The sequence below is a fragment of the Candidatus Thiodiazotropha sp. AKAK2 genome, from assembly GCF_058244685.1.
The window spans coordinates 142,103-162,613 of record NZ_JBSYOP010000038.1 but is presented as its reverse complement, the minus strand read 5'-3'; the positions used below and the strand labels follow the sequence as shown (position 1 = coordinate 162,613).

The 20,511-nt window shown below is 51.5% G+C and carries 15 protein-coding genes; 2 read left to right on the top strand and 13 right to left on the bottom strand.

The window, feature by feature from the left end; genetic code table 11:
- Nucleotides 1-171: 171 nt before the first annotated feature.
- A complete protein-coding gene (locus AC4IE8_RS20805) occupies nucleotides 172-744 on the top strand; it encodes a hypothetical protein (protein ID WP_490791941.1) in 573 nt (190 codons plus the stop codon).
- A 141-nt stretch (nucleotides 745-885) separates the two neighbouring features.
- On the opposite strand, the gene arsB is transcribed toward AC4IE8_RS20805, so the two are convergent.
- The 8 genes from arsB to AC4IE8_RS20765 form a co-directional block, all read right to left on the bottom strand.
- Nucleotides 886-1,953, bottom strand: coding sequence for an ACR3 family arsenite efflux transporter (gene arsB, locus AC4IE8_RS20800; RefSeq protein WP_068992323.1), 1,068 nt, complete (start codon nucleotides 1,951-1,953; stop codon nucleotides 886-888).
- Nucleotides 1,954-2,192: 239 nt separating this feature from the next.
- On the bottom strand, nucleotides 2,193-2,549 hold the full coding sequence (locus tag AC4IE8_RS20795) for a metalloregulator ArsR/SmtB family transcription factor (protein WP_083226097.1): 357 nt from the start codon (nucleotides 2,547-2,549) through the stop codon (nucleotides 2,193-2,195).
- 1,008 nt (nucleotides 2,550-3,557) lie between these two features.
- A complete protein-coding gene (locus AC4IE8_RS20790) occupies nucleotides 3,558-4,928 on the bottom strand; it encodes an alpha/beta fold hydrolase (RefSeq protein ID WP_068992313.1) in 1,371 nt (456 codons plus the stop codon).
- Nucleotides 4,929-4,952: 24 nt separating this feature from the next.
- Nucleotides 4,953-6,377 (bottom strand): nucleotide 5'-monophosphate nucleosidase PpnN, encoded by a 1,425-nt coding sequence (ppnN, locus tag AC4IE8_RS20785; RefSeq protein WP_490791940.1) that lies wholly within the window; start codon nucleotides 6,375-6,377, stop codon nucleotides 4,953-4,955.
- Between the two features lie 162 nt (nucleotides 6,378-6,539).
- Nucleotides 6,540-7,526, bottom strand: a complete 987-nt coding sequence (locus tag AC4IE8_RS20780; RefSeq protein WP_068992310.1) for a malate dehydrogenase — start codon at nucleotides 7,524-7,526, stop codon at nucleotides 6,540-6,542.
- A gap of 146 nt (nucleotides 7,527-7,672) precedes the next feature.
- Nucleotides 7,673-7,987: an antibiotic biosynthesis monooxygenase family protein gene (locus AC4IE8_RS20775; RefSeq protein ID WP_068992306.1), complete on the bottom strand. Its 315-nt coding sequence runs from the start codon at nucleotides 7,985-7,987 to the stop codon at nucleotides 7,673-7,675.
- Nucleotides 7,988-8,027: 40 nt separating this feature from the next.
- Nucleotides 8,028-9,653 carry a SagB family peptide dehydrogenase gene (locus AC4IE8_RS20770; protein WP_068992303.1) on the bottom strand — a complete coding sequence of 542 codons (1,626 nt, stop codon included), beginning with the start codon at nucleotides 9,651-9,653 and terminating at the stop codon, nucleotides 8,028-8,030.
- Between the two features lie 104 nt (nucleotides 9,654-9,757).
- Entirely contained in the window at nucleotides 9,758-9,994 is a 237-nt protein-coding gene (locus AC4IE8_RS20765) for a BolA/IbaG family iron-sulfur metabolism protein (protein WP_068992300.1), read from the bottom strand.
- A 389-nt stretch (nucleotides 9,995-10,383) separates the two neighbouring features.
- On the opposite strand from AC4IE8_RS20765, the gene AC4IE8_RS20760 reads away from it, so the two are divergent.
- On the top strand, nucleotides 10,384-11,448 hold the full coding sequence (locus AC4IE8_RS20760) for a hypothetical protein (RefSeq protein WP_490791939.1): 1,065 nt from the start codon (nucleotides 10,384-10,386) through the stop codon (nucleotides 11,446-11,448).
- A 143-nt stretch (nucleotides 11,449-11,591) separates the two neighbouring features.
- Here AC4IE8_RS20760 and AC4IE8_RS20755 read toward each other — a convergent pair whose 3' ends face one another.
- The 5 genes from AC4IE8_RS20755 to AC4IE8_RS20735 all read right to left on the bottom strand — a co-directional run bounded on the left by AC4IE8_RS20755 (nucleotide 11,592) and on the right by AC4IE8_RS20735 (nucleotide 20,508).
- Nucleotides 11,592-13,484 carry a methyl-accepting chemotaxis protein gene (locus tag AC4IE8_RS20755; protein ID WP_490791938.1) on the bottom strand — a complete coding sequence of 631 codons (1,893 nt, stop codon included), beginning with the start codon at nucleotides 13,482-13,484 and terminating at the stop codon, nucleotides 11,592-11,594.
- Between the two features lie 129 nt (nucleotides 13,485-13,613).
- Entirely contained in the window at nucleotides 13,614-14,510 is an 897-nt protein-coding gene (locus tag AC4IE8_RS20750) for a phosphate/phosphite/phosphonate ABC transporter substrate-binding protein (protein ID WP_071891863.1), read from the bottom strand.
- 324 nt (nucleotides 14,511-14,834) lie between these two features.
- Entirely contained in the window at nucleotides 14,835-16,847 is a 2,013-nt protein-coding gene (locus AC4IE8_RS20745) for a putative bifunctional diguanylate cyclase/phosphodiesterase (protein ID WP_490791937.1), read from the bottom strand.
- 630 nt (nucleotides 16,848-17,477) lie between these two features.
- Nucleotides 17,478-18,980, bottom strand: coding sequence for a complex I subunit 4 family protein (locus AC4IE8_RS20740; RefSeq protein ID WP_490791936.1), 1,503 nt, complete (start codon nucleotides 18,978-18,980; stop codon nucleotides 17,478-17,480).
- 13 nt (nucleotides 18,981-18,993) lie between these two features.
- Nucleotides 18,994-20,508 (bottom strand): complex I subunit 4 family protein, encoded by a 1,515-nt coding sequence (locus AC4IE8_RS20735; protein WP_068992287.1) that lies wholly within the window; start codon nucleotides 20,506-20,508, stop codon nucleotides 18,994-18,996.
- Between the last annotated feature and the right edge of the window lie 3 nt (nucleotides 20,509-20,511).

Genomic DNA, 20,511 nt, shown 5'->3' with positions numbered 1-20,511 from the left:
AGATGGTGTAAAGACGAATGGACACCAATCACTGCAAATTTTCGCTAAAAACTCCGCAAAGCCTGAGGATTGATAGCTTCGTCATCGATGTGACTCTGCAAGCAGGAGTTTCCTAGTTTACACTTGGAGCTTCGTATGTACGTTAATAACAGGAAGAATAGGATGAATCGAATGTATCAAGTTGTATCTATTGGAATTATGTTGATTATTGCGATGAGTGGCTGTGGTGGTACCACAGGTGGTACAAAACCGGTCTCAAGCACAAAACAGCAGACAGAGGTGATCACTGCCTCTGGTGGGCCTGCTGTGAGTGTTACCAAGCGGATCAACTATGGTAAGAACTCCAATGTGCCCGAGAAGGTTAAGGCAGAGTGTACCCTGGATACCAAACTACCCGCTTATATTAGAACCTTCGCCGCTGAAACTGATATTGCCGTCAATCTGAAAGATGGTGCGGTCAGCAAAAAAGCCAAGGGCAGGGTGCTGAATGTTGAGTTCAGCAATGTGGTTGGTGCCGGCGGCGGGGCCTGGAGCGGCGCAAAGTTTGTTGCTGTTAAAGGTGAACTGTTTGAGAACGGCAAAAAAATCGGCAGTTTTAACGGACGCCGTACATCCGGTGGCGGTTTCTTCGGTGCCTACAAAGGTACCTGTAAAATTCTGGATCGTTGTGTAAAAGCGCTTGGTAAGGATATCGCATTGTGGATGATCGATCCGTCAATGGATGCGATGATCGGAGAGTTTTGAATTGTCGTTGGACAGGGTCTGATCCGGTCGACGACTGGTTCACTTGCAACCCCAGTGGGCCTGCCTGCAGACCGGTTTTTATAGCCGAGTCTGCAGGCAGGCTCAACAGGGACTACCTTTATTAAGTTTTAGTCGGGGCCATCAGGCCTCATACCAGCCTCTAGTGCTGTTGACGATTCTTACGACTGAAAGCATCACGGGAACCTCAACTAAAACACCTACCACCGTTGCAAGCGCGGCGCCTGAATCAAAGCCGAAAAGAACAATCGCAGTGGCAACTGCCAACTCAAAAAAGTTACTTGCCCCGATCAGGGCGGAAGGTGCAGCAACACAATGGGCAACACCAAGCTTTTTATTGAGCAAATAGGCTAATCCTGAGTTGAAATAGACCTGAATCAAGATCGGGATAGCCAGTAGAACTATGATCAATGGTTGAGAGAGTATCTGTTCTCCCTGAAAACCGAAAAGCAGAACCAGAGTTGCCAGCAGGGCAGTCAATGATGGTATATGCAGGGAATCAAGTCTTCTCTGGAGCAGACTCTCACCGCCGGAAGCGAGTAACCGCTTTCTCCAGACCTGCCCCAAAGCAACAGGTAGAACGATATAAAGCACTACCGAGAGTAGCAATGTGTCCCAGGGAACGGTGATCGCGGATAGACCCAGTAATAGGCCGACTACGGGTGCAAAGGCAAAAATCATAATGGTGTCATTCAGAGCAACCTGACTCAGGGTGAAATTTGCATCGCCTCCGGATAGTCGACTCCAGACAAAAACCATAGCCGTACAAGGTGCTGCCGCCAACAGAATCAGGCCGGCGATATAACTGTCGAGCTGGTCAGCCGGCAGATAGGCTGCAAACAGGTTATGAATGAAAACCCAGCCAAGCAAGGCCATGGAAAATGGTTTCACCGCCCAATTGATAAAAAGTGTTACACCGATACCTTTCCAGTGCTCTCTGACATGGTGCAGTGAGGTGAAATCCACTTTGATCAGCATCGGTATGATCATCAACCAGATCAATATCGCAACCGGAATATTGACGTGGGAAAACTCCATTTTTCCAATCATCTGAAACTGCTCGGGAAAATAGTTTCCAAGTATGATGCCGGCGACGATGCACAGCCCTACCCAGACAGTCAGGTAACGCTCAAAAATCCCCATCTCACTGCCTGTCACACGTTTGGCGGTAACTTCACATTGGGCTGTCATTTCTGTTCTCGGTTCATTTGTACTTAACGGATGTCACGCTGCAGTGTCTTTGGATGTTTTAGGTGTGCTATTGCCAATCAGATCAAGTTGTTCCTGAAGCTTTAGTTTGTCCAGTGAGGCTATTGGCAGGTTTACAAAGATTGAAATCCTGTTTTGCAGTTCATTGAAGGCTTTGACAAAGGCTGCTTTCTTCTCAATCTCACTACCTTCAACACCGGCAGGATCCTTTAGGCCCTAGTTCAGGTGCGGCATTTCGATTCTGTGCCATTGGCTACTTCCTTCAGCTTGATCAGATCGGATTTATAGGGTTCATGACCAATGGCACCCGTTTTAGCGGCCTGCAGGATTCCGCTTACCCACTCAGGTAGTTCAGAATTGATGCGATAGTAGATCCACTGTCCCTCTCGTCGATCAATGACCAGTCCTGAGTCGCGCAACAGCCCCAGGTTTCTGGAAATGTTGGGTTGCGCTCCACCAATCACATCATTCAATTCGCAAACACAAAGTTCATCCTGTTCAAGCAGCAGAAGAACAGAGCGCATCCTTGTGGCGTTGGATAACGCGCTAATGACAGATTCAGTGTTCATGTTCTTCATGGTGCATATACTATAAATGATATATATCAAAAAACAAATATATATTAAGGCTAAATTACAGAGTGAATCGTATTTGTCTAACTTTTGTACAAATCAATCCTGGATGGGACTGTTGAAACCCGGGACAGATATCCTGTGCCGGGTGGAAGGTTGCTCTGCAGAGATCTGATCAGAAGCATCGGTTGCTTTGTGGCTGTCGGGTTACCGTCTGTCTGCCTGTTGTTCTTTGCAATAGGCTTTGGATTTCATATTTGCAGCAACTGGATCGACTCCCTGATCGATATACTCTGCTGTCATTTTTTTACGGCAATCCTGGTAGCTAAAGTACTCAACATCGACTGACTCTGAGCAGCCGGATATGAGGATTGGGATTGCAAGAAATGCTGAATTCATCAGACTCCCTTCCTATACAGAGACACCAGTGTTTAATCGGAGTAAACGGAGTCTTTCAATCAGACAGTGCATTGATCTTTTGTAACATATGTCTGGTGCTTGCATCCGTCTGTTTGACAATACCTGTGAGAACTCTTGTCGGTGCGATCTTATCCTTCTGATCACCATAACAAGGTGACCCTCTGAAATAGACTCTAAGCGTATGTGCAACCAGTTTTTCCGAAGCAGAAAATCTTGGCCGGTTTGCCTTGATCGCCTGGATAAATGCACTGTCACAGTCACAATTCATATGTCCATTTGCCAGATAACAGTAGTCGTGCTCTCTGCAGATTGAATCCAATGTATCGATGGGCGGTGGGGCAGTGAGTGGATCACTCGGATGGTTCAAACCGCACCAGTTACCATACTTTGGCAAAAAGGATGAGGACTCCTCTGTTCTGTCAACTCTGTTTGTATCAATTTCATCCGCGGCTGCATTGGACAGGTTAACCAGAGTCAGGAGGAGGGTAAGAAAAAAAGTGATGATGTTATTCACATGAATTCCTTTCTATGAATAAAACACTGCATGCTGGATTGTTGTAATGATCAATGCCAATCCGTTGGAGCTTACAAGCTCTATAGATAGGAACCCGGGGCGACCACTTTCATACCATGGATCACCAGGTCCTCGTAAAGCGGACTGTCGATGCGTCCCAGCGAAAAGATCAGGGTCGAGTCCTCCGGTGCCTTGACTGCGGCCTGGTGTCCCACCAGTTGTGTGCCGGCAATGTCGAGTCGACTGTTGTTGGCCTCGATTGCCACTTCGCCTTCGAGGTGACCTCCGGTGATATAGACGTTTGAATTGCGTGTCTTCAGGGCGGTGCCCATGGCAATCACTCGTGTTTTGCGTAGGCTGACATTGGAATCGACAATGACGATGTTGTTGATTTCTGCATCGTGGACTACCACATCTTCACAGCTCTGTATCAGCAGGCTGCCAATGCGTCCGCTGATCACATGGCCCGATTCACTGTTGCACTGTACCGTCTGGCGGAAAGGCTGGCTGGCCGGTTCGGCGTTTGATTTAGCTTTTGTCTTGTAGCTTTGGCTGAGATGGGGCCTGAGCATATCGTGGAACAGTTCAGGCTGATCGATAAAGGCCACATGGCCGCCGTTTGGAATCAGCTCCAATCGGGCGTTGGGCATCAGCGATTCGAGTACATAGCCAGTTCGTATGGGAGCGATCTTATCCTGATCTCCCCAGACGATCAGGGTCGGTTGGTGAATGGTCTCCGGAATTCGGCTGAAATCATTTTGCACCAGCGCCAGTCCGGCAATGGCTGAGGGGTCGCCACGCAGTACCTTGTTGCGGAATGGTTCCAGATTGATCAGCAGGTCCATATTCACCGGGTAGCGTTTCTCCAGGGCGCTCATCAGGGCACCCGCCAGATCAGTGACCTTGCGTTCGTTGAAAACATTGTACTGGTTGAGCACCCTGTCGACGCCCAGCGGAGCCAGATACTTGGTGTAGGCTTGGCGGTGGAGGATGCCAGCCGCATCGATCAAGGTCAGGGTTTTCACCGCTGCCGGGTAGCTGTGGGTGAACTGCAGACTGATTGCGCCGCCCATCGAGTGACCAACCAGGTGAAATGGCTTGCCGACATGTTTGTCGGTCAGCTGATGGATCAGCCGGGCGTAGTTGACCGGTGAGTAGAGGGCGTTCTGCTTGGTCGAGCGGCCGAATCCCGGCAGATCGAAGGTGAAGATGAAATAGTCCTTTTTCAGCCGTTGCAGAATATCCTCCCAGCAGGTGGAGGCCTCATCCCCAAGACCGTGAACCATCACAACGGCCGGCTTGTTGGGATTTCCGGCGGTCCTCAGGTAGACCTGGCCACCGAAGACCCTCTCCTGCTCATACCACTCCCGCTCATGGGGTTTGGCATTAGCTTGTAGGCCGACGAACAGCAGCGAGAGCAGAAACAGCAGTACAGTTGGTTTTCTCATCATAGGATAGTGCTCAGAAGCTTTCCTTCACTCCAGGGCAAGATGATAGCAGGGTGAGTAGTCCCCTTGTAGTTTCATTCTATTCTGTTCGGCAAAGGCAATCAGTAGCCGGTCCATGGCATCCACCACCTGCTGTTCCCCATGCAGCTTGAACGGCCCATGCTGCTCCACGGCACGGATGCCATCCTCTTTGACATTGCCGGCGACAATGCCTGAAAAGGCTTTGCGCAGGTTGGCGGCGGCCAGATGGGCTTGCTGTTGTCGGTTGAGCTGCAATTGCGCCATCGCCTCATGGGTTGGGATGAAGGGGTGTTGCAGGTCGGTCTCGATATGCAGTTGCCAATTGAAATAGAAGGCGTCATTGCCGTCATAGCGGTAACTTCTTACCCGTTCCATGTCCTCAGCCATGGCTTTTGCCACGGCTTGCGAATCATCGATGATGACCTGATAGTATTGGCGGGCTTGATCGCCCAGTGCAATACCGATGAAGCGGTCGATTTCATCGAAATAGTCCGCACACTCGGCAGGCCCGGTCAGGATCAACGGAAAGGCGTGCTCCCGGTTGTCGTGGTGCATCAGGATGCCGAGCAGGTAGAGCAGTTCTTCCATGGTTCCCGCACCACCGGGAAAGATCACCACCCCATGACCGGTGCGGACGAAAGCTTCCAGGCGCTTTTCGATATCCGGCATGATCACCAGATCGTTAACGATGGGGTTCGGCGGTTCCGAAGCAATGATGCCGGGTTCGGTGATGCCCAGATAGCGTCCATTGCCGATACGTTGCTTGGCATGGCCCAGTGCCGCCCCTTTCATCGGGCCTTTCATCGCCCCGGGGCCGCATCCTGTGCAGATATTCAAGCCTCTCAGGCCGAGTTGGTAGCCTACCTCTTTGGAGTAGTCGTATTCGGATCTGCCGATCGAGTGTCCACCCCAGCAGACGATCAGATTGGGATCCATGCCGGTGTGTAAAACTCTGGCATTACGCAGGATATGGAATACTGCCGAGGTGATATGTACCGGGTTGTCCAGATCGTAAGCAGGATTGTTCTGAATCTCATTGTGGACGTAGATGATGTCCCTCAATACGGCAAACAGATGTTCCTGGATACCACGGATCATCCTGCCATCCACAAACGCGCTGCCTGGGGCATTCTCCAGGCGTAACTGGAGTCCCCGGTTACTCTGCATCAGATGGATGCCGAAGTCCCGGTAGCTGTCGAAGATATCCTTCGCATTATCGGTTTCACTGCCGCAATTGAGTACCGCCAGTGCGCAGCGGCGAAACAGTCCATACAGACCCCGTGCACTGGTATCCAGCAGGTCGCTGACTTCAAGGTGAGAGAGTACTTCCAGGCTGCCGCCCGGCCTGACTGTGGCACTTAACCGAGTGATCGGTGGTTTGGTTTCGCTGTGGGTCGCTGAGGACAACTTGTTCTGGCTTGCTTTACTCATGGTGCTTCTGGTTTGAGTCCGTTACACATTATCGTGAACCTGAGGGTTCAGGAAAAGGCTATCCAAAAATCAATAGACCGAGTAGCAGCCTGAGAGTTCGAGGATGTGACCTTGTCACATCCTCGATGCGATTTCCTCGCCGGGTTGGTGAGGGTGACAGTATCAGCGACTTGGCAGCAGGTCCTCGATGATTTTACGCTCTTCAAGCAGCTCTTTTTCCGAGGCTTTCAGACGCGCGTTACTGAAATCATCCAGTTCCAGGTCCTGGACTATCTCATAGTCACCATTCTTGCATTTCACTGGAAACGAGAATACGACGCCCTCATCAATCCCGTAACTGCCATCGGAGTGGACCGCCATACTGACCCAGTCACCATCCCTTGTACCCAGTGCCCAATCGTGCACATGGTCAACGACCGCGTCGGCTGCGGAGGCAGCAGACGAGAGGCCGCGTGCCTCGATGATTTCTGCCCCGCGTCGCTGAATCCGGGGAATGAAGTGGTCGATCGCCCAATCCTGACTGACCAGATCGAATACCGGCTGGCCGTTGATCTGACAGTTATCGATATGGGGATACTGGGTCATGGAGTGGTTGCCCCAAATGGTCATTCTGGTGATATCGGCCACCAGCGCATTACTCCTGTTGGCCAGCTGTCCCAGGGCCCGGTTGTGGTCCAGACGGGTCATCGCGGTAAACTGACTGGGTTTAAGATCCGGTGCATTGGCCGCTGCGATCAATGCGTTGGTATTGGCCGGATTACCCACCACCAACACCCGTACATCCGCGGAGGCATGATCGTTGATTGACCGGCCCTGATTGGAGAATATCTTCGCATTTTCAGTAATCAGGTCTTTACGCTCCATGCCCTTGCTACGGGGTTTTGCGCCAATCAGGATGGCGTAATCGGTACCTCGAAAACCAATACTTGGGTCATCGGTGAGGACGATATCGTGCAACAGGGGAAAGGCACAATCCTCTAACTCCATACCAACACCGTTGAGTGAGGAGATGGCTTGGGGGATCTCAAGCAGACGAAGAATGACTGGTTGGTCCTGACCGAACATGGCGCCTGAAGCGATGCGAAATGCCAGCGCGTATCCGATATGTCCGGCAGCGCCGGTTATGGTGACTTTTACAGCGGGTTTCATTTCAGTTGGATCCTCCCATTAATTTATTAGATGCCCGGATAAGTATAGTTAGTTCCGTTCTTGTGGCATAGTCAATTCTAAAGCTAAAAGCGATGTATTTATCAATCCTTTTTATTGCGCTGCGCTGGATTCGTGCGAACAGGCCCCTAGGCTTTGGCAGATTCAGCCTCAATGATCACTTCATGCATTTCAATGGCGCCTTCCCCTGTGAAGGCCTCTTTCGGCATCGGATTGGCGTGGGCCTGTCGAAAGTCATCGCTACCAACCCAGTTCTCGAAGGCGGCTCTGTCCTGCCAGCTGGTCAACACGATATAGGGTGTATCCGGATTGCTTGGTTTCAAGACTTGCATCCGTACGAAACCGGGTTGTTTGTCAATCTGACCGCTGCGGGCCTGAAAGCGGGCTTCGAACATCTCCTGGTAGGCCTCAGCGACCGGAACTCGGTTGGCAACAATAAACATTTTGACTCCTGGGTTTCTGATTTCTTGGGTGGCGTAGTGGTTATCTGCCTAAATGGTGGTAGGCGGGGAGTGTCTGCAGCCTGTTGTCGGGTTTTGCTTCGCCAACAGTGAAGTGATAGAGGCTTTGCAATCCACTATCTGTCACTCCCGCAATCTGGTGAACCGCATCATCGAAAAAACAGCCGATGCCCGTGCCTCTGACAGCATGGGCCTCCGCTTGCAGATAGAGTACTTGTCCGATCAGCCCGGCCTCCCAGAAAAGCTCCGGATAGGCTAATGGCCCGAAAGCCTGCAATGCGGTGTCGAACTCCGCCAGCATGCCGAGGCTGAAAAAGCTGCTGGCAGCAATATCCTGATGGCAACTGAGGGCTCGCGCAGCTTTTTTTACCTCAGTGCTGACCAGTTGATGGAGCAGAATATGGGCAGGACAGCTCTCAATCGGCTGCCAGCTGAAATCCTTATCCAGGCTCTGTTTCAGCCCGGGAAGCGCCTGCGGCGAGCGGGGCAACAGATAGAGGCCGGGTGACAGCTCCTCCACCCGGTGGACAAACAGCAGCAGATGTATTCGGGGCTGGTAGGGCCAGCTTTTCCAAGGCTGTTCGTTGGCCCGGGGCAGGCAGTGGTCGAGGATCCGATAGAAGTGGCTCAGTGGCAGGCTCGATTTACCGTTGAAGGCCTGTGCACTTCGCCGCTGCAGAATGATCTGGCGGATCGGCCGGTCCGGTGCCTTGGCGGGTGCCGGGATCGTTTCTGCCAAAGGCGATTGCCGGCAGGGTGGGCACTCCATGAGGGGTTGTTCCAACTCATCGATCAGTGGCCAATGGTGGCTTGGCTGTTGGCTGAGCCGATTGGCAGTGCCATGCCACTGACTGGTTGTGGGGAGTTGGGTCTTCTCAGCACCGCTCAAGTCCGCTGTCTGATCCGGCTGCTCCTGGAGGCGAAATATCAGATCCGGGTATTCAACCTCGGCATCCTTGAAATCCTCCTGTCTGTTGAATCCCAGTAGTTTTGCCAGCTCCTGACGGCTGACCGGTAGACGTCGCAGGTAATATCCAAGTGCTGCGGCAGAGTAGGCGAGGGCACCGATCGCATGACCGATGTCGAGCTGCACATAGCGGTAGGCACGCTCACCATATTTCCAGGCTTCACGCCAGGCAATGCTGCTGAAGGCCAGCAGGATCTGCGGCTGGCTTTGTGAAGCTGATCCGGTTTCCGCACGCAACTCCAGGGCGTGGGGATAGGGGGCATAGTGATAAACCCCATTCTTTAGCGACTTCAAGCCACTGACCAGCAAATAGGTTTCTGTCGGATGCAGATTGCCGCTGGAGGGGTTGCAGCGCAGTGACCAGCGATCAGGTCCATAGACCTTCCAGGCGGCCAGACCCATGCTGAAACGCAGCAGGCTGGAGATCTCAGTTAATCCCCAATCCTTTAAGGCAAGCTGGGATTGCAGGGTGCTGAGGCTAGCCAGACCCGGTTCGGGCAGCTCGTCAAAGTCCAGGGGAAGTTTGATCTGAGGGGCAGCTTCAAACAGTCTGAATGGATTGGGTTGCTGCTCCCAGTCGAGATATTCCGGGCCGGCAGCGTATCGGTCGAAGTGGTGCTTGGTCCGCTCGTGATAGGCGCGTACCAGCTCCAGGGTTGAATTCGAGTGGTTCGCAATCATAGGGGGGGGCGACTGTCTTTCACTCTGGTTTGGGTGGTGCTCACTTGACTGGTGTTGTTACCAGCCGGAGTCGCCCCATACCTCTCGCAGGACTCACTTGCTTTCTATGAGGCGGCCACTTCATCGGGAGTTTTGGCCCGGATAGTAAGCGCATGCAGTTCACCGGAGGCAATTTCCTGATTGAAAAGGGTTAATATGGAGCGTTGTCGCTGCAGGCTTTTCATCTCGGCAAACGCAGGTGTGGTGACATTGACCTCAAAGCTGCAACTCTCCCCGGCAACGCTGATTTCCGCATCCGGATAGATCTCTTTAATGCGCTGCATCAAATCTTGTTCATTCATGTCGATATCTCGTTGCTCATTAGGAACGGCCCCATTTTCTCACGGTTTCGCATCCCAGGGGCAGATTGATTCGATGGGAAATTTGTGGAAATCCGGCCGGAATTGACTGATAAAGCCTATCCGACTCACTATACGGACTGGTTCTCCCTGCTACAACCGCTTGATGGCCTGGCAGATTACACCGCAAACGGCCAATCGGCATAATCAACGACGCTGCCAATTGTGGACGTTTATCCTCTCGATTGAGAGATATTTGACAGGCTGCAACAGTTGGTGCAACGTTCTGTTAACCCGGTGAGCCAAGCCTGAATCAAAGGCATGCTTAAAACCACTGAAAAGTGAGTTGCAGGCTCGTCGGCTAAGAATAATATTCCGGCAGGAAGGTGACCATGGATATCCATAATAAACCGATTCAAGAACGTATTGACTGGTTGTTCAACCACGCCAACAACCACTCCTGTGACTACAGCAACCCGGAAAACTGGTTGGCCCGAACCCGCTATCTGGCAGAGCACCCAACAGCGATTGCGGTACTGAAATGTATGGATGGGCGTATTAATATCCCGATTGCCACCAATACTCCGAAAGGTATTATTCAGCCTTTCCGCAACCTTGGTGGCATGTTCGATCTGGGCTGGCCCCATCTGGGTGAAGTGTTGGCCAGCTATGTACAGAACATCATTTCTGAAGGCCGTCACACCATGATTCTGATCACCTACCACTTTTCCAAAGGTGATCCGCAAAGGGGGTGCGCCGGATTCAATTACGATACAGAGGCGGCAAAAGCCCATACCTACGAGATCAAACGTCAGGTAGAAGCGGTATTTGGCGGAGGACACCAGACGGTCTATCCCATCGTCTGCGGTTTCGAGACCGACGAGGACGCCCTGATTCTGCATGGCAGCAATGGGGAACTGCTCAATATGGCTGAGATCAAGTCATTTGAAAGGGATACCCTGAGACCACGGCTGGAAGCCCTGTACCCGGATATGTCACAGCAGATGCGGGATGATCTGCTGCCGCTGATTGCGGGCAATCTCGATCATATCGAAGCGGCCAGGCAGAAGGAGCGTGAACTCGACATCGTGCACCGGGAGTGGATGATCTGCATCGGCCGTGGGTTCGACTTTCTGCACATGCCGAATATTGCTCTGATCATCGGTCCTTACAGCCCCAGTCTGGCCGATCCGATTCATAAAGCAGCCGGTATCATCGAGAGTAACATGCAGGCTGGCCGGATACCGGATGATGGGTTTCTGCTGTTTGCCTCGGTACCTTTTCAGGATGTGGGTGTGGATCAGGCCAGGGCCAAGATGAAATCCAATTTTCTGTGTGAATTCGCTGCCAAGGAGATTCGCCAGAGCAATCCGCAATTGGCTGAGAAGATGCATGTGAAATCTGCTGTGTTGAATTGGCAGTCACGGGCACTCGAGATACTGAATGAAGAGCATTGATCGTTTTGGGGTAAGCTGGGATTGAAAATTGAGCGTGTGGCTCTCAGCTTTCCCTTAAAGAGCTTCAGGGCCTATGAGCGCGAATCCAATTACCCTTGCTTGCTGGGATTCGTCTGCACAGACCCTGATTGAACAGCTGGCAATCAAAGCTTGAATTGAGTCACAAGGGCTTTCAATTTTGCTCCAAGGTTAGATAGTTCCTGACTCTTATCCGCTGTTTTGCTGCTGCCTTCCGCTGCGGTTTCAGATACCTCGGATATTCGCACAACACTACGATCGATCTCATGGGTTACCGTGGTGTGTTGTTCCGATGCCGTTGCAATCTGGGTGTTCATGTCCAGGATAGTGGTTACTGACTGAACGATGTTATTCAGAGCATTACCAGCGCGACCGGCAGTCTCTACGGTCTGCTTTGCAGCGGTAAGTCCACCACTCATAACTTGTGCCGCATTCCGTGTTCCACTTTGCAGATTCTCGATGATGCCATGAATCTCACTGGTCGAATCTTGGGTGCGTTTGGCCAGTGTGCGGACCTCGTCAGCAACAACGGCAAACCCTCGTCCCTGCTCACCGGCCCTTGCAGCTTCGATCGCCGCATTCAATGCCAAGAGGTTCGTTTGATCGGCGATACCACGGATCACATCAAGGACCGATCCGATTGACTCGCTGTCAGCTTCCAATCGATTAATCACATCGGCGGCATGGGTCACTTCAGCAGCCATTGAATCGATTGCATTCACCGTATCGTTCATCGCATCCTTGCCTTCGGTCGCTTCATTGTTTGCCTCCCTTGCGGCCGATGCGGCGGAGTCTGCGCTGTGTGCAATCTCCTCCACTGTTGCTGCCATCTCTGTGATAGCTGTAGCAACCTGTTGTGTCTCAAGACGCTGCATGTTGACACTTTCGCTGTTTTGCTGAGCAAGGCCCGATAGGGTTGCAGTGGCACTATTCAACTCATTCATCGAATCGCAGGTCTGGATCAAGGTATTTTGAATCTTGCTAACGAACAGATTGAAGGCGCTTGCTACCTGGTTGATTTCATCGCTACCTTTTTCTGGCAGACGTTGAGTCAGGTCACCTTCACCTTCGGCAATATCCTGCATGGTCGTTTTCAAATCATTAATAGGATGTATTATGCGAATGACAAAAAAGACACATAGAGCTGTCAATATCAAGATGCCGATTACTGTCATGGTACCGATTTGCGTCCAAATCAAATTCGTCGCACTTGATTCAATGGTCTGTTTGGCTTCCATGTTCGATCTTGCACTCTGATCATTGACTAACGCAAAGTTGGTTTGTAGCTGCTTGGTGATTGATTCAGCAACACTGTTCATTGCGCTTGTTACTTTGGCGCCACTGTCGTCAATCAGCTTTTGAAACCTGGTTTGCATTTCGTCCATGCGCTGATTCACGCCTTCAACTGTCACGCCGAGTTGGACAGTTGCCAGCTTTTTACCTTCAAAAATAACTGGGCGGATGATCTCCTGAATATTGCTATCTGCAGCCGAAGCAGATAACAGTTTGTCCATCGGAGTGCGGCCTTCACCTTTGCCTATCAGCCCTTTTACTAGGGGGTTTTTTCGATTTACATATCGTGTCAACGGGCGTTTTCCATCTGCCCGGATATAGAGTGCATAGATGACCCGCGGATTCTTGTTGGCTACTTTCACATAGTCAACCAAGGTAGAATACTTCTTACCGAGGATAGCCTCTGCGGATACAGCTGCTAGCATGTCAGCTATCGCCTCGGCAGTCTCAATCAGTGAAGCATTCATTACTGTTTTGGTGGTCTCAAGTTCACCTTGCATGCTCTTGGTTAAATGGTCGGCGAGTAGTTTGCTGGTCTGATTACCGGTTTCCGCTACCGATGCGGAGACCTGTTCCAGGTTCTGGTCCAGTGTTTTGCTGATCTCATCTTGTCCGACTTGCAGACTGTTTCCTACCTCCCTGTTAAGTGAATCAAATCCGTGAACAGTCAGATAAAGAGAGACAGCTGAGAGTAGCAGCACACCGGTAATGATTGCTCCGATCATGAGCTGAAAGAGTTTTCCTTTGGCGTATTGCATTATGGTCGTCGTCTTCATTTGATTTCACTCGTTACCCACCCCTGTGACACAGAGCGTCAACAGGGGCATATTTGCGACAGGGATCAGTAGTCAAAGCTATTGATATGCACCCACTTTAAGCAGCTTTTGCAGATCTTCCACTTCCGTATAGTCAAGCGGTGCAGTCCAACCTACGATTTTGGCACTCTGTGCGGCCTTGGCATCACTTTTCAGAGCAATTAACGCATTGGCAGCCCGGCTGGCTACATCGTCCGGAGTATCCGAAATTTTTGCGAATGGCCACTCCGGGTAGAGTGCAGTGCTGACAACAAAAGGGAAGCCTGAGTGTGTTTTTGATGAGATGATCTTAAATTCAGAAAGATCGATATCACCAGCGGAAGCCATACGTTCCAGTGTATCAGTGCGAACAGTGCCGGCATCCACTTCACCATTTTGCACGGCAAACACCACATTGTCGTGTTTTCCGCCAAACTGCAGACTGGCGAAATCTTTTGTTGGATCCACGCCCTGATCAAGCAACTCTTTGTATGCCATCTGCCAACCACCAAAAGAGCTCTCTTTTACCGCCATGAAATTTTTGCCTTTGATATCAGCGGCACTGTTGATGTCATCTCGATCTATATAGGTGAGTATGACACCGCCAAAGGATTTCAACGCCTCTCCTTGACGGGAATTAACCATTGTAGCTACAGCTTTGGCTCCATATTTAACTTGCGCGGTAACAAACATGGAGGAGTTCACCAGAAAGAAATCCACTTCTTTATTTTCAATAGCAGGAAAAACTTCATCAAAATCCAGGGGCACAATCGTGAACTTGTCACCGGCAATTTTTTCAGTCATGTATTCTGCAGTGTCACCCCATTTCTTCATGGCTTTAGCAACGCCTCTTTTTGCCAGTACACCGATTTTGTAATCATCGGCGTATGCAGAATTAGTAATGGCTAAAATACTGGAAAGTACCGCAATAGAGGCAATAGCCAATAAACGTTTCATTTTTGACTCCCGATTGGTGGATTGATTTGTTATCTGGTGATGCTCGGATTTTCTTTGAACTGCATTGAGTGGTGACTAATCCAGCAGAAAATTGAAAAGATCATTTTTGCTGTCATTGCATCCCCGATATTTGTCCATATCGGCTCAATTAAGAAATGCTTAAATCAGGAATAAAATTCTTCAGGCAGGGCTAATTGAATTCCTGCAAGAGAGATTAGAAGTCACAGCTTTGTCTCTGTATTTCCAATAAGTTTCTCGGATACCTCTGCTTCCGGTCGGTAACGTAACAATCCCCTTGCCCAGGAAGAAAAGGAGAGGATAGGATTATTGTTCCCTGGGCGGCATCAGGGTTACATTCTCTTCCTGCTGGGAGATCAGCAGGGAGTGGGCCTGCTCGGCTGTCATCGGTCTGCCCAGCAGATAACCCTGCCCAATACGGCATTTGGTTGATCTGACGAAGCTGTGCTCCTGATTCGTCTCAATGCCTTCAGCGATCGCTTCCATGCCCATACTCTCGGCGAGCTCCAACATACTTTGAACGATGGCTTGCCCGGTTTTATTACGCTCGATGTTGCGTATGAAAGTCCGATCGATTTTGATGATTTTTGCCGGCAGGTTATGCAAATAGGCCATCGAGGAGTAGCCGGTACCAAAGTCATCGATGGCTAATGGTATGCCGATGTGACTCAGCTGCTTGAACACCTCTTTGGTATGGTTGATATCATGCAGCATTGCCGATTCGGTTAACTCAATTTCCAGTTCATGGCCACTAAGGCAATACTCGGTAATATTGCTGGAGACTATTTTGGCAATATCGGTTTGGGAGAACAGCATGGCGGAGATGTTGACGGCCATTTTGCCTGGTTTCAATCCCTGTTTTATCCACTGCTGCTGTTGTTGACAGGCCATTTTCAAAATCATCAGATCAATCTCGGCAATCTGTCCGGAGTGTTCAGCGATCTGGATAAATTCACCAGGCAGCATTAAACCTTCAGTGGGATGTTGCCAGCGTACCAGGGCTTCGAATCCGCAAATGGTATCGTTGTGCAGATCCCATTGTGGTTGAAAGTAGACAGTAAACTGTTGTTCACGGATTGCCGTACGCAGATCGTGTTCAATCTGTAGTGTCCGTTTCACTCGCTTGTTGATCTCATCGGAGTAGAAGAGAAAACTGCCCCGGGCACTCTTTTTTGCCTCGTACATGGCATGGTCGGCATTGATTACCAGTTCATCCGCTTCCAGTGCATCGTATGGATAGATGGCGATGCCGATACTAGCCGAGAGTTCCACCTGATGGCCATTGATGTTATAGGATTTCGCCAACTCATGAGCGATGGTGTCTGCAACCGACTGCGCCGCTGCAGTGGCGTGATCCCGATCATCCAGGTCCGCCAGAATCACCGTGAACTCATCCCCCCCCAAACGGGCCACTGAATCGTCTTCACGCAGACTCTGCTGGATGCGCTTGGCTGCGAACGTTAAAAGTTGATCTCCGTTAACATGGCCCAGACGATCGTTGACACTCTTAAAGCGGTCGAGATCGATGAACAACATTGCCACGCAGTTTGATTTTCTTTTCGCATGGGTTATTGCGGTTTCGAGTCTGTCAATGAACAGTGTTCGGTTGGGTAGGCCGCAAAGACTGTCGAAGTGTGCAAGGTAGTCGAGTCGGTTGTTCTGGGATTCGATCTCTTTGTTTCGCTGCTCAATTGTCAAAAGATTGTGGGTTCTTTGACCTTCCAGACGAAAAAGGCTTACCGCAACAATGATGCCTGTGGTGAGCAGCATAGCCACCAGAATGACGGTGATTTGCTCGAACCTTTTCATTTCAGCATTGATGGATGCTTGCAGCAGGGTCTTGACCTGGTCCGCTTGGTCGATAAAGCTGGCAAACACCTGGTCAAATTTCTGATCGATGCCGGAACCCGGCAGGGAGGCTGCGTAGTTGCTATAACGTTCTTCAGCAATACGGCGGAATTGATCAAGTGCTTTGCGTACTGACTCAATCTGCTGACGCATCGATTTCGATTGCAGTGGTACGAAGGTTCCTTCCTGATTGCTGCCCCCCTCAAGCAGGGCGCGTGCATACCAGTCGGACTCATCCAGATAGTGCCAGACATCCTCGATCAGTTCATTGCGGTCGCCGGAGATGATCTCCTCGAACCAGAGGTGTGCCATGGTGGCATTGTGCTTGATTTCCATCGCCGCATCGATCTGTGGTGCATGGCGACGGGCCATTTGATCACCAGTGAACGACAGATAACCGACAATGCCGAGTGAGATCAGCAGGGTCACGCCAAAGCCTATGGAGAGATGTCCGATCTTCGGTGGTTTCATATTGTCGCTTTCTTAATCCCATCTATCCGTGAGGAAAGGTTGAAGAATCGCAATTATGTTACTTCGGCAAACCTACAGGGGATAAAACCACGAATTGTAATGATTGTGGATTTATTGACCTGAAAACACTGTAGGCTATTCTGCGATTAGCCTCTCGTGATTACAACTCTCAAAAATAGGCTTTTTTTCCAACCAATCAATTACCGTTCGAAATAGCAGTCGATCTAGGGCCTATTGGATTAGTGTTAACAGGCCCTAGCAAACCATTTAAATCTGCGATTGAGAAGGGCATGCAACAGGTCAATGTACCAAGTGACCAGTTGGATCATCAACAATGCAAAACCTAAGGAGAAGTAGAATCGGTTTTGACGGTCATCTGTGTTGACTATGCCTGAACCCGTTTTGTTGAGGCTGAGTTGGTAAGCTAAAACAGAAATACGCCGGATAAGTCGATAAGCCACCAACGCCTATGCCACATGAAATGGATGAATTTTACGAGTGGATAGAAGATCTCCAGTCTTCCTTAACCATTACCATTTATTATTGATCAATGAGAGGGGTAATCGGCTGGATGGGAGGGAGATCGGATCATACAAATGCTGATCAATACATTCAAGTCACATTAGAAGATCACTGCAACCTGGATAGCCATGCAGCTGCGGTTGCCTGAGTCAAATCCAGTACTTTTCCGGGAAACAGACCGAACATCAGCACCAGCAGGGAAAACACCAGCATGGTCAACAGTTCTCTGGGTTTCAGATCCTGAGCGGTGCGAACCTGACTGTCGGTAATTGGTCCGTAAAAACTTTGTCGATAGCTGTTGAGCAGATAGCCGGCTCCGATGATGATGCCGAACAACGCTGCCAACCCGGCACCAGTATGGGTAGTCAGGGCGCTGATGAGGATCAGAAACTCAGCCGGGAATCCACTGGTACCGGGTATCCCCAGTGAGGCGAGACCGAGAAACATGAAGAAGGCAGCCAGCAGCGGCATGGATTGGGCCACACCTCCGAGATGGATCAGATCTGTGGAGCCCAGGCGATGGTGCAGATAACCGGTGAGTAGAAACAGGCCGCCGGCAATCAGCACAAAGTTGTAGAGCTGGAACATCGCACCCTGCAGGCCCTGCTGATTGAAAGCGGCGACACCCAGCACAACCAGACCGACATGGCTCATCGATGAATAAGCGAGCATACGACGCAGATTGGTCTGATTCAGTGCGGCCAGTGCACCATACAGGATGCCCACCACGCCAAGCCCGGCCAACAACCAGTGCAACTCCTGGGCAGCGGTGGGCGCCAGGGGGATGGCAAAACGGATTAGTCCATAGGCGCCCAGTTTCAAGCCGACCAACAGTGCGGCAATCGGCACCGGCCCCTCCAGGGCTACGATCGGTAGCCAGGTGTGTAGAGGGAACAGAGGGGTTTTGATGGCAAAACCGATCAGCAGGAAAACAAAGACGATGGTCTCCATGCCTGGGGGCAGGGGTGTGTCGAGCAGAGTCAGATAGTCGAATGAGAGTCCCGCCGGGGGAGTCGCCCCGATGATCTCAGCGTGGTTGATCGCCAGTACGGTAAAAGCCAGCAACAGGGGGATACCACCGGCCAGCATGAACAGGGTGTACTTGGTGGCGGCGTAACGCCGATGTGGGCCGATGCCCCATAAGCTGATCAGAAAATAGAGTGGCGCCAGGGTCAGTTCCCAAAACAGGAAAAAGGCCAGGGTATCGATGCTGATAAAGACCCCCAGAGTGGCGGTGGCGAACATCAGCAGCAGACTGTAGTAGATACGCGGCATGTTCTGGATCCGCTTCCATGAAGCCAGGGTCACGGCGATAAACAGCAAGATCGTCAGCGGCAGAAAAGGGGCGGAAAAGCCATCGATGCCGAATCTGAAATGGGCATCCAGCGCCGGTATCCAGGGGTAGGTCTCCACCATCTGGAAGTCACTGCTGGCACTATCCAGCAGAATCAGCGCAGCGAGGGCCGGGATCAGGGTCAGGCCCAGTGTGACCAGGCTGATCAACCTGGCTCTTACCTGGGGAATCAGCCAGATCATGGCGATACCGAGCAGTGGCAACAACAGCAGGGTTGAGAGCAGCGGCATGTTGGTGAGTGTTTCGATTCGGCCCATGGTGATTAGCTTCTCAATGGGATGTGTAGAGGGCACTCAGTGCCGACAGGGGCTGGTCGATCAGTTTCAGCCAGGGTTCGATATAGAAGCCGGCACTCAGCAGCACGACCACCAGGGAGCTGACCACGAACACTTCCGCTTTGGTGATTGCAATGTTCTGATAGGCTTGCGCACCAGCGGGTCTGGGGGCCAGAAATGCCCGCTGGAAGGCCCACAGCAGAAAGCCGGCGGCTGCCACATTACCCAGAGCGGATGCGATGGTCACCAGGGCACCGAACTTGTGGATTGCCGATTCCAGAATTAGATGTACCGCATCGAATCCCGGGGTGCCGGGCATGCCGATGATCGCCAGGCCACCGATCAGAAAAGTGATGCCGAGAAACGGCAGATTGTCGAACAGTCCCCCCAGGTTGGGTAGCAGGGTGGTATGGGTGCGACGATAGAGCAGGCCGGTAGTGAAGACCAGGGCGGCCAGTGCGAGACCGAAGGTGAGCGATAGAATCACACTGCCCATGAAAGCGGCATGTTCCAGGCTGAACACCCCGAGTATCAAGATTCCGGTATGGGAGATCACCGCATAGGCCAGCAGACGCCGCAGGTTATCCTGCATCATGGCCAGGAAGGCGGCGTAGAATATGCCGCACAGGGCAAAGGTGACCACATAGTTGTGCCACTCGATCACGGCCGTAGGCAGCAGCGGCAATACGAATCGAAACAGCCCATAGATGCCGATCTTCAAACCGAGCAACAGGGTAGGTCCAACAGCTACGTTGCCGTGCTCGGCAACCAGTGGCAACCAACCGTGCAACGGAAACAGCGGGGTACGGATGGCCAGACCGTAGAACAGCAGAAAGAATGCCACTGAACGGAAAGTCTCGGAGACTGGCGCTTTGGCCAGTTGAATCAGATCGAAGGCCCAAACCCCCTGGTGACTGTCTGCGTAGTTCCAGCCAAGCAGCAGGGTGCCGGTCAACAGCAACAGAATGCTGATCGTCATGAACTGATAAAACCGCCGCATCGCCATACCTTTGTCCGGGGAGTTACCCCAGCGCCAAAGTATGTAACCCACGATACCGATCTGGACTGCCGAGATCAGCACAAACAGCAGCAGGTTGAGGGTAACGAACATACCCATCAGGCAGGCCTGTACCGCGAAGGTGGCCATGAAGAGGTGGTTGTAAGGTTTGAGCTCGCGAACCTTACCATAGAGTATCAACAGCAACGTCAGCAGACCGGTCAGCAGGATAAATACCACCGAGAGACCATCCACGGCGGCCTGGTAATTGAGGACGGAGAAGAGCTGTGCGGTTTCACTGAACTGCATACTGCTGACACTGCTGTCGTAGTGGCGCCAGAGATCGATGCCCAGCAGCAGTTCAATTGAGGCGGCGGCGATAGCAGCCGGCACCAGCAGGGGATGGCGCTTCAGCAGCCAGATGGCAAACAGAGAGAGCAGCGGCAGCAGTTGCAGCAGTGAGAGTATGGGGTAGCCGATTTGAGTCGACCAGTGGATGGTATCTATGGTCATCAG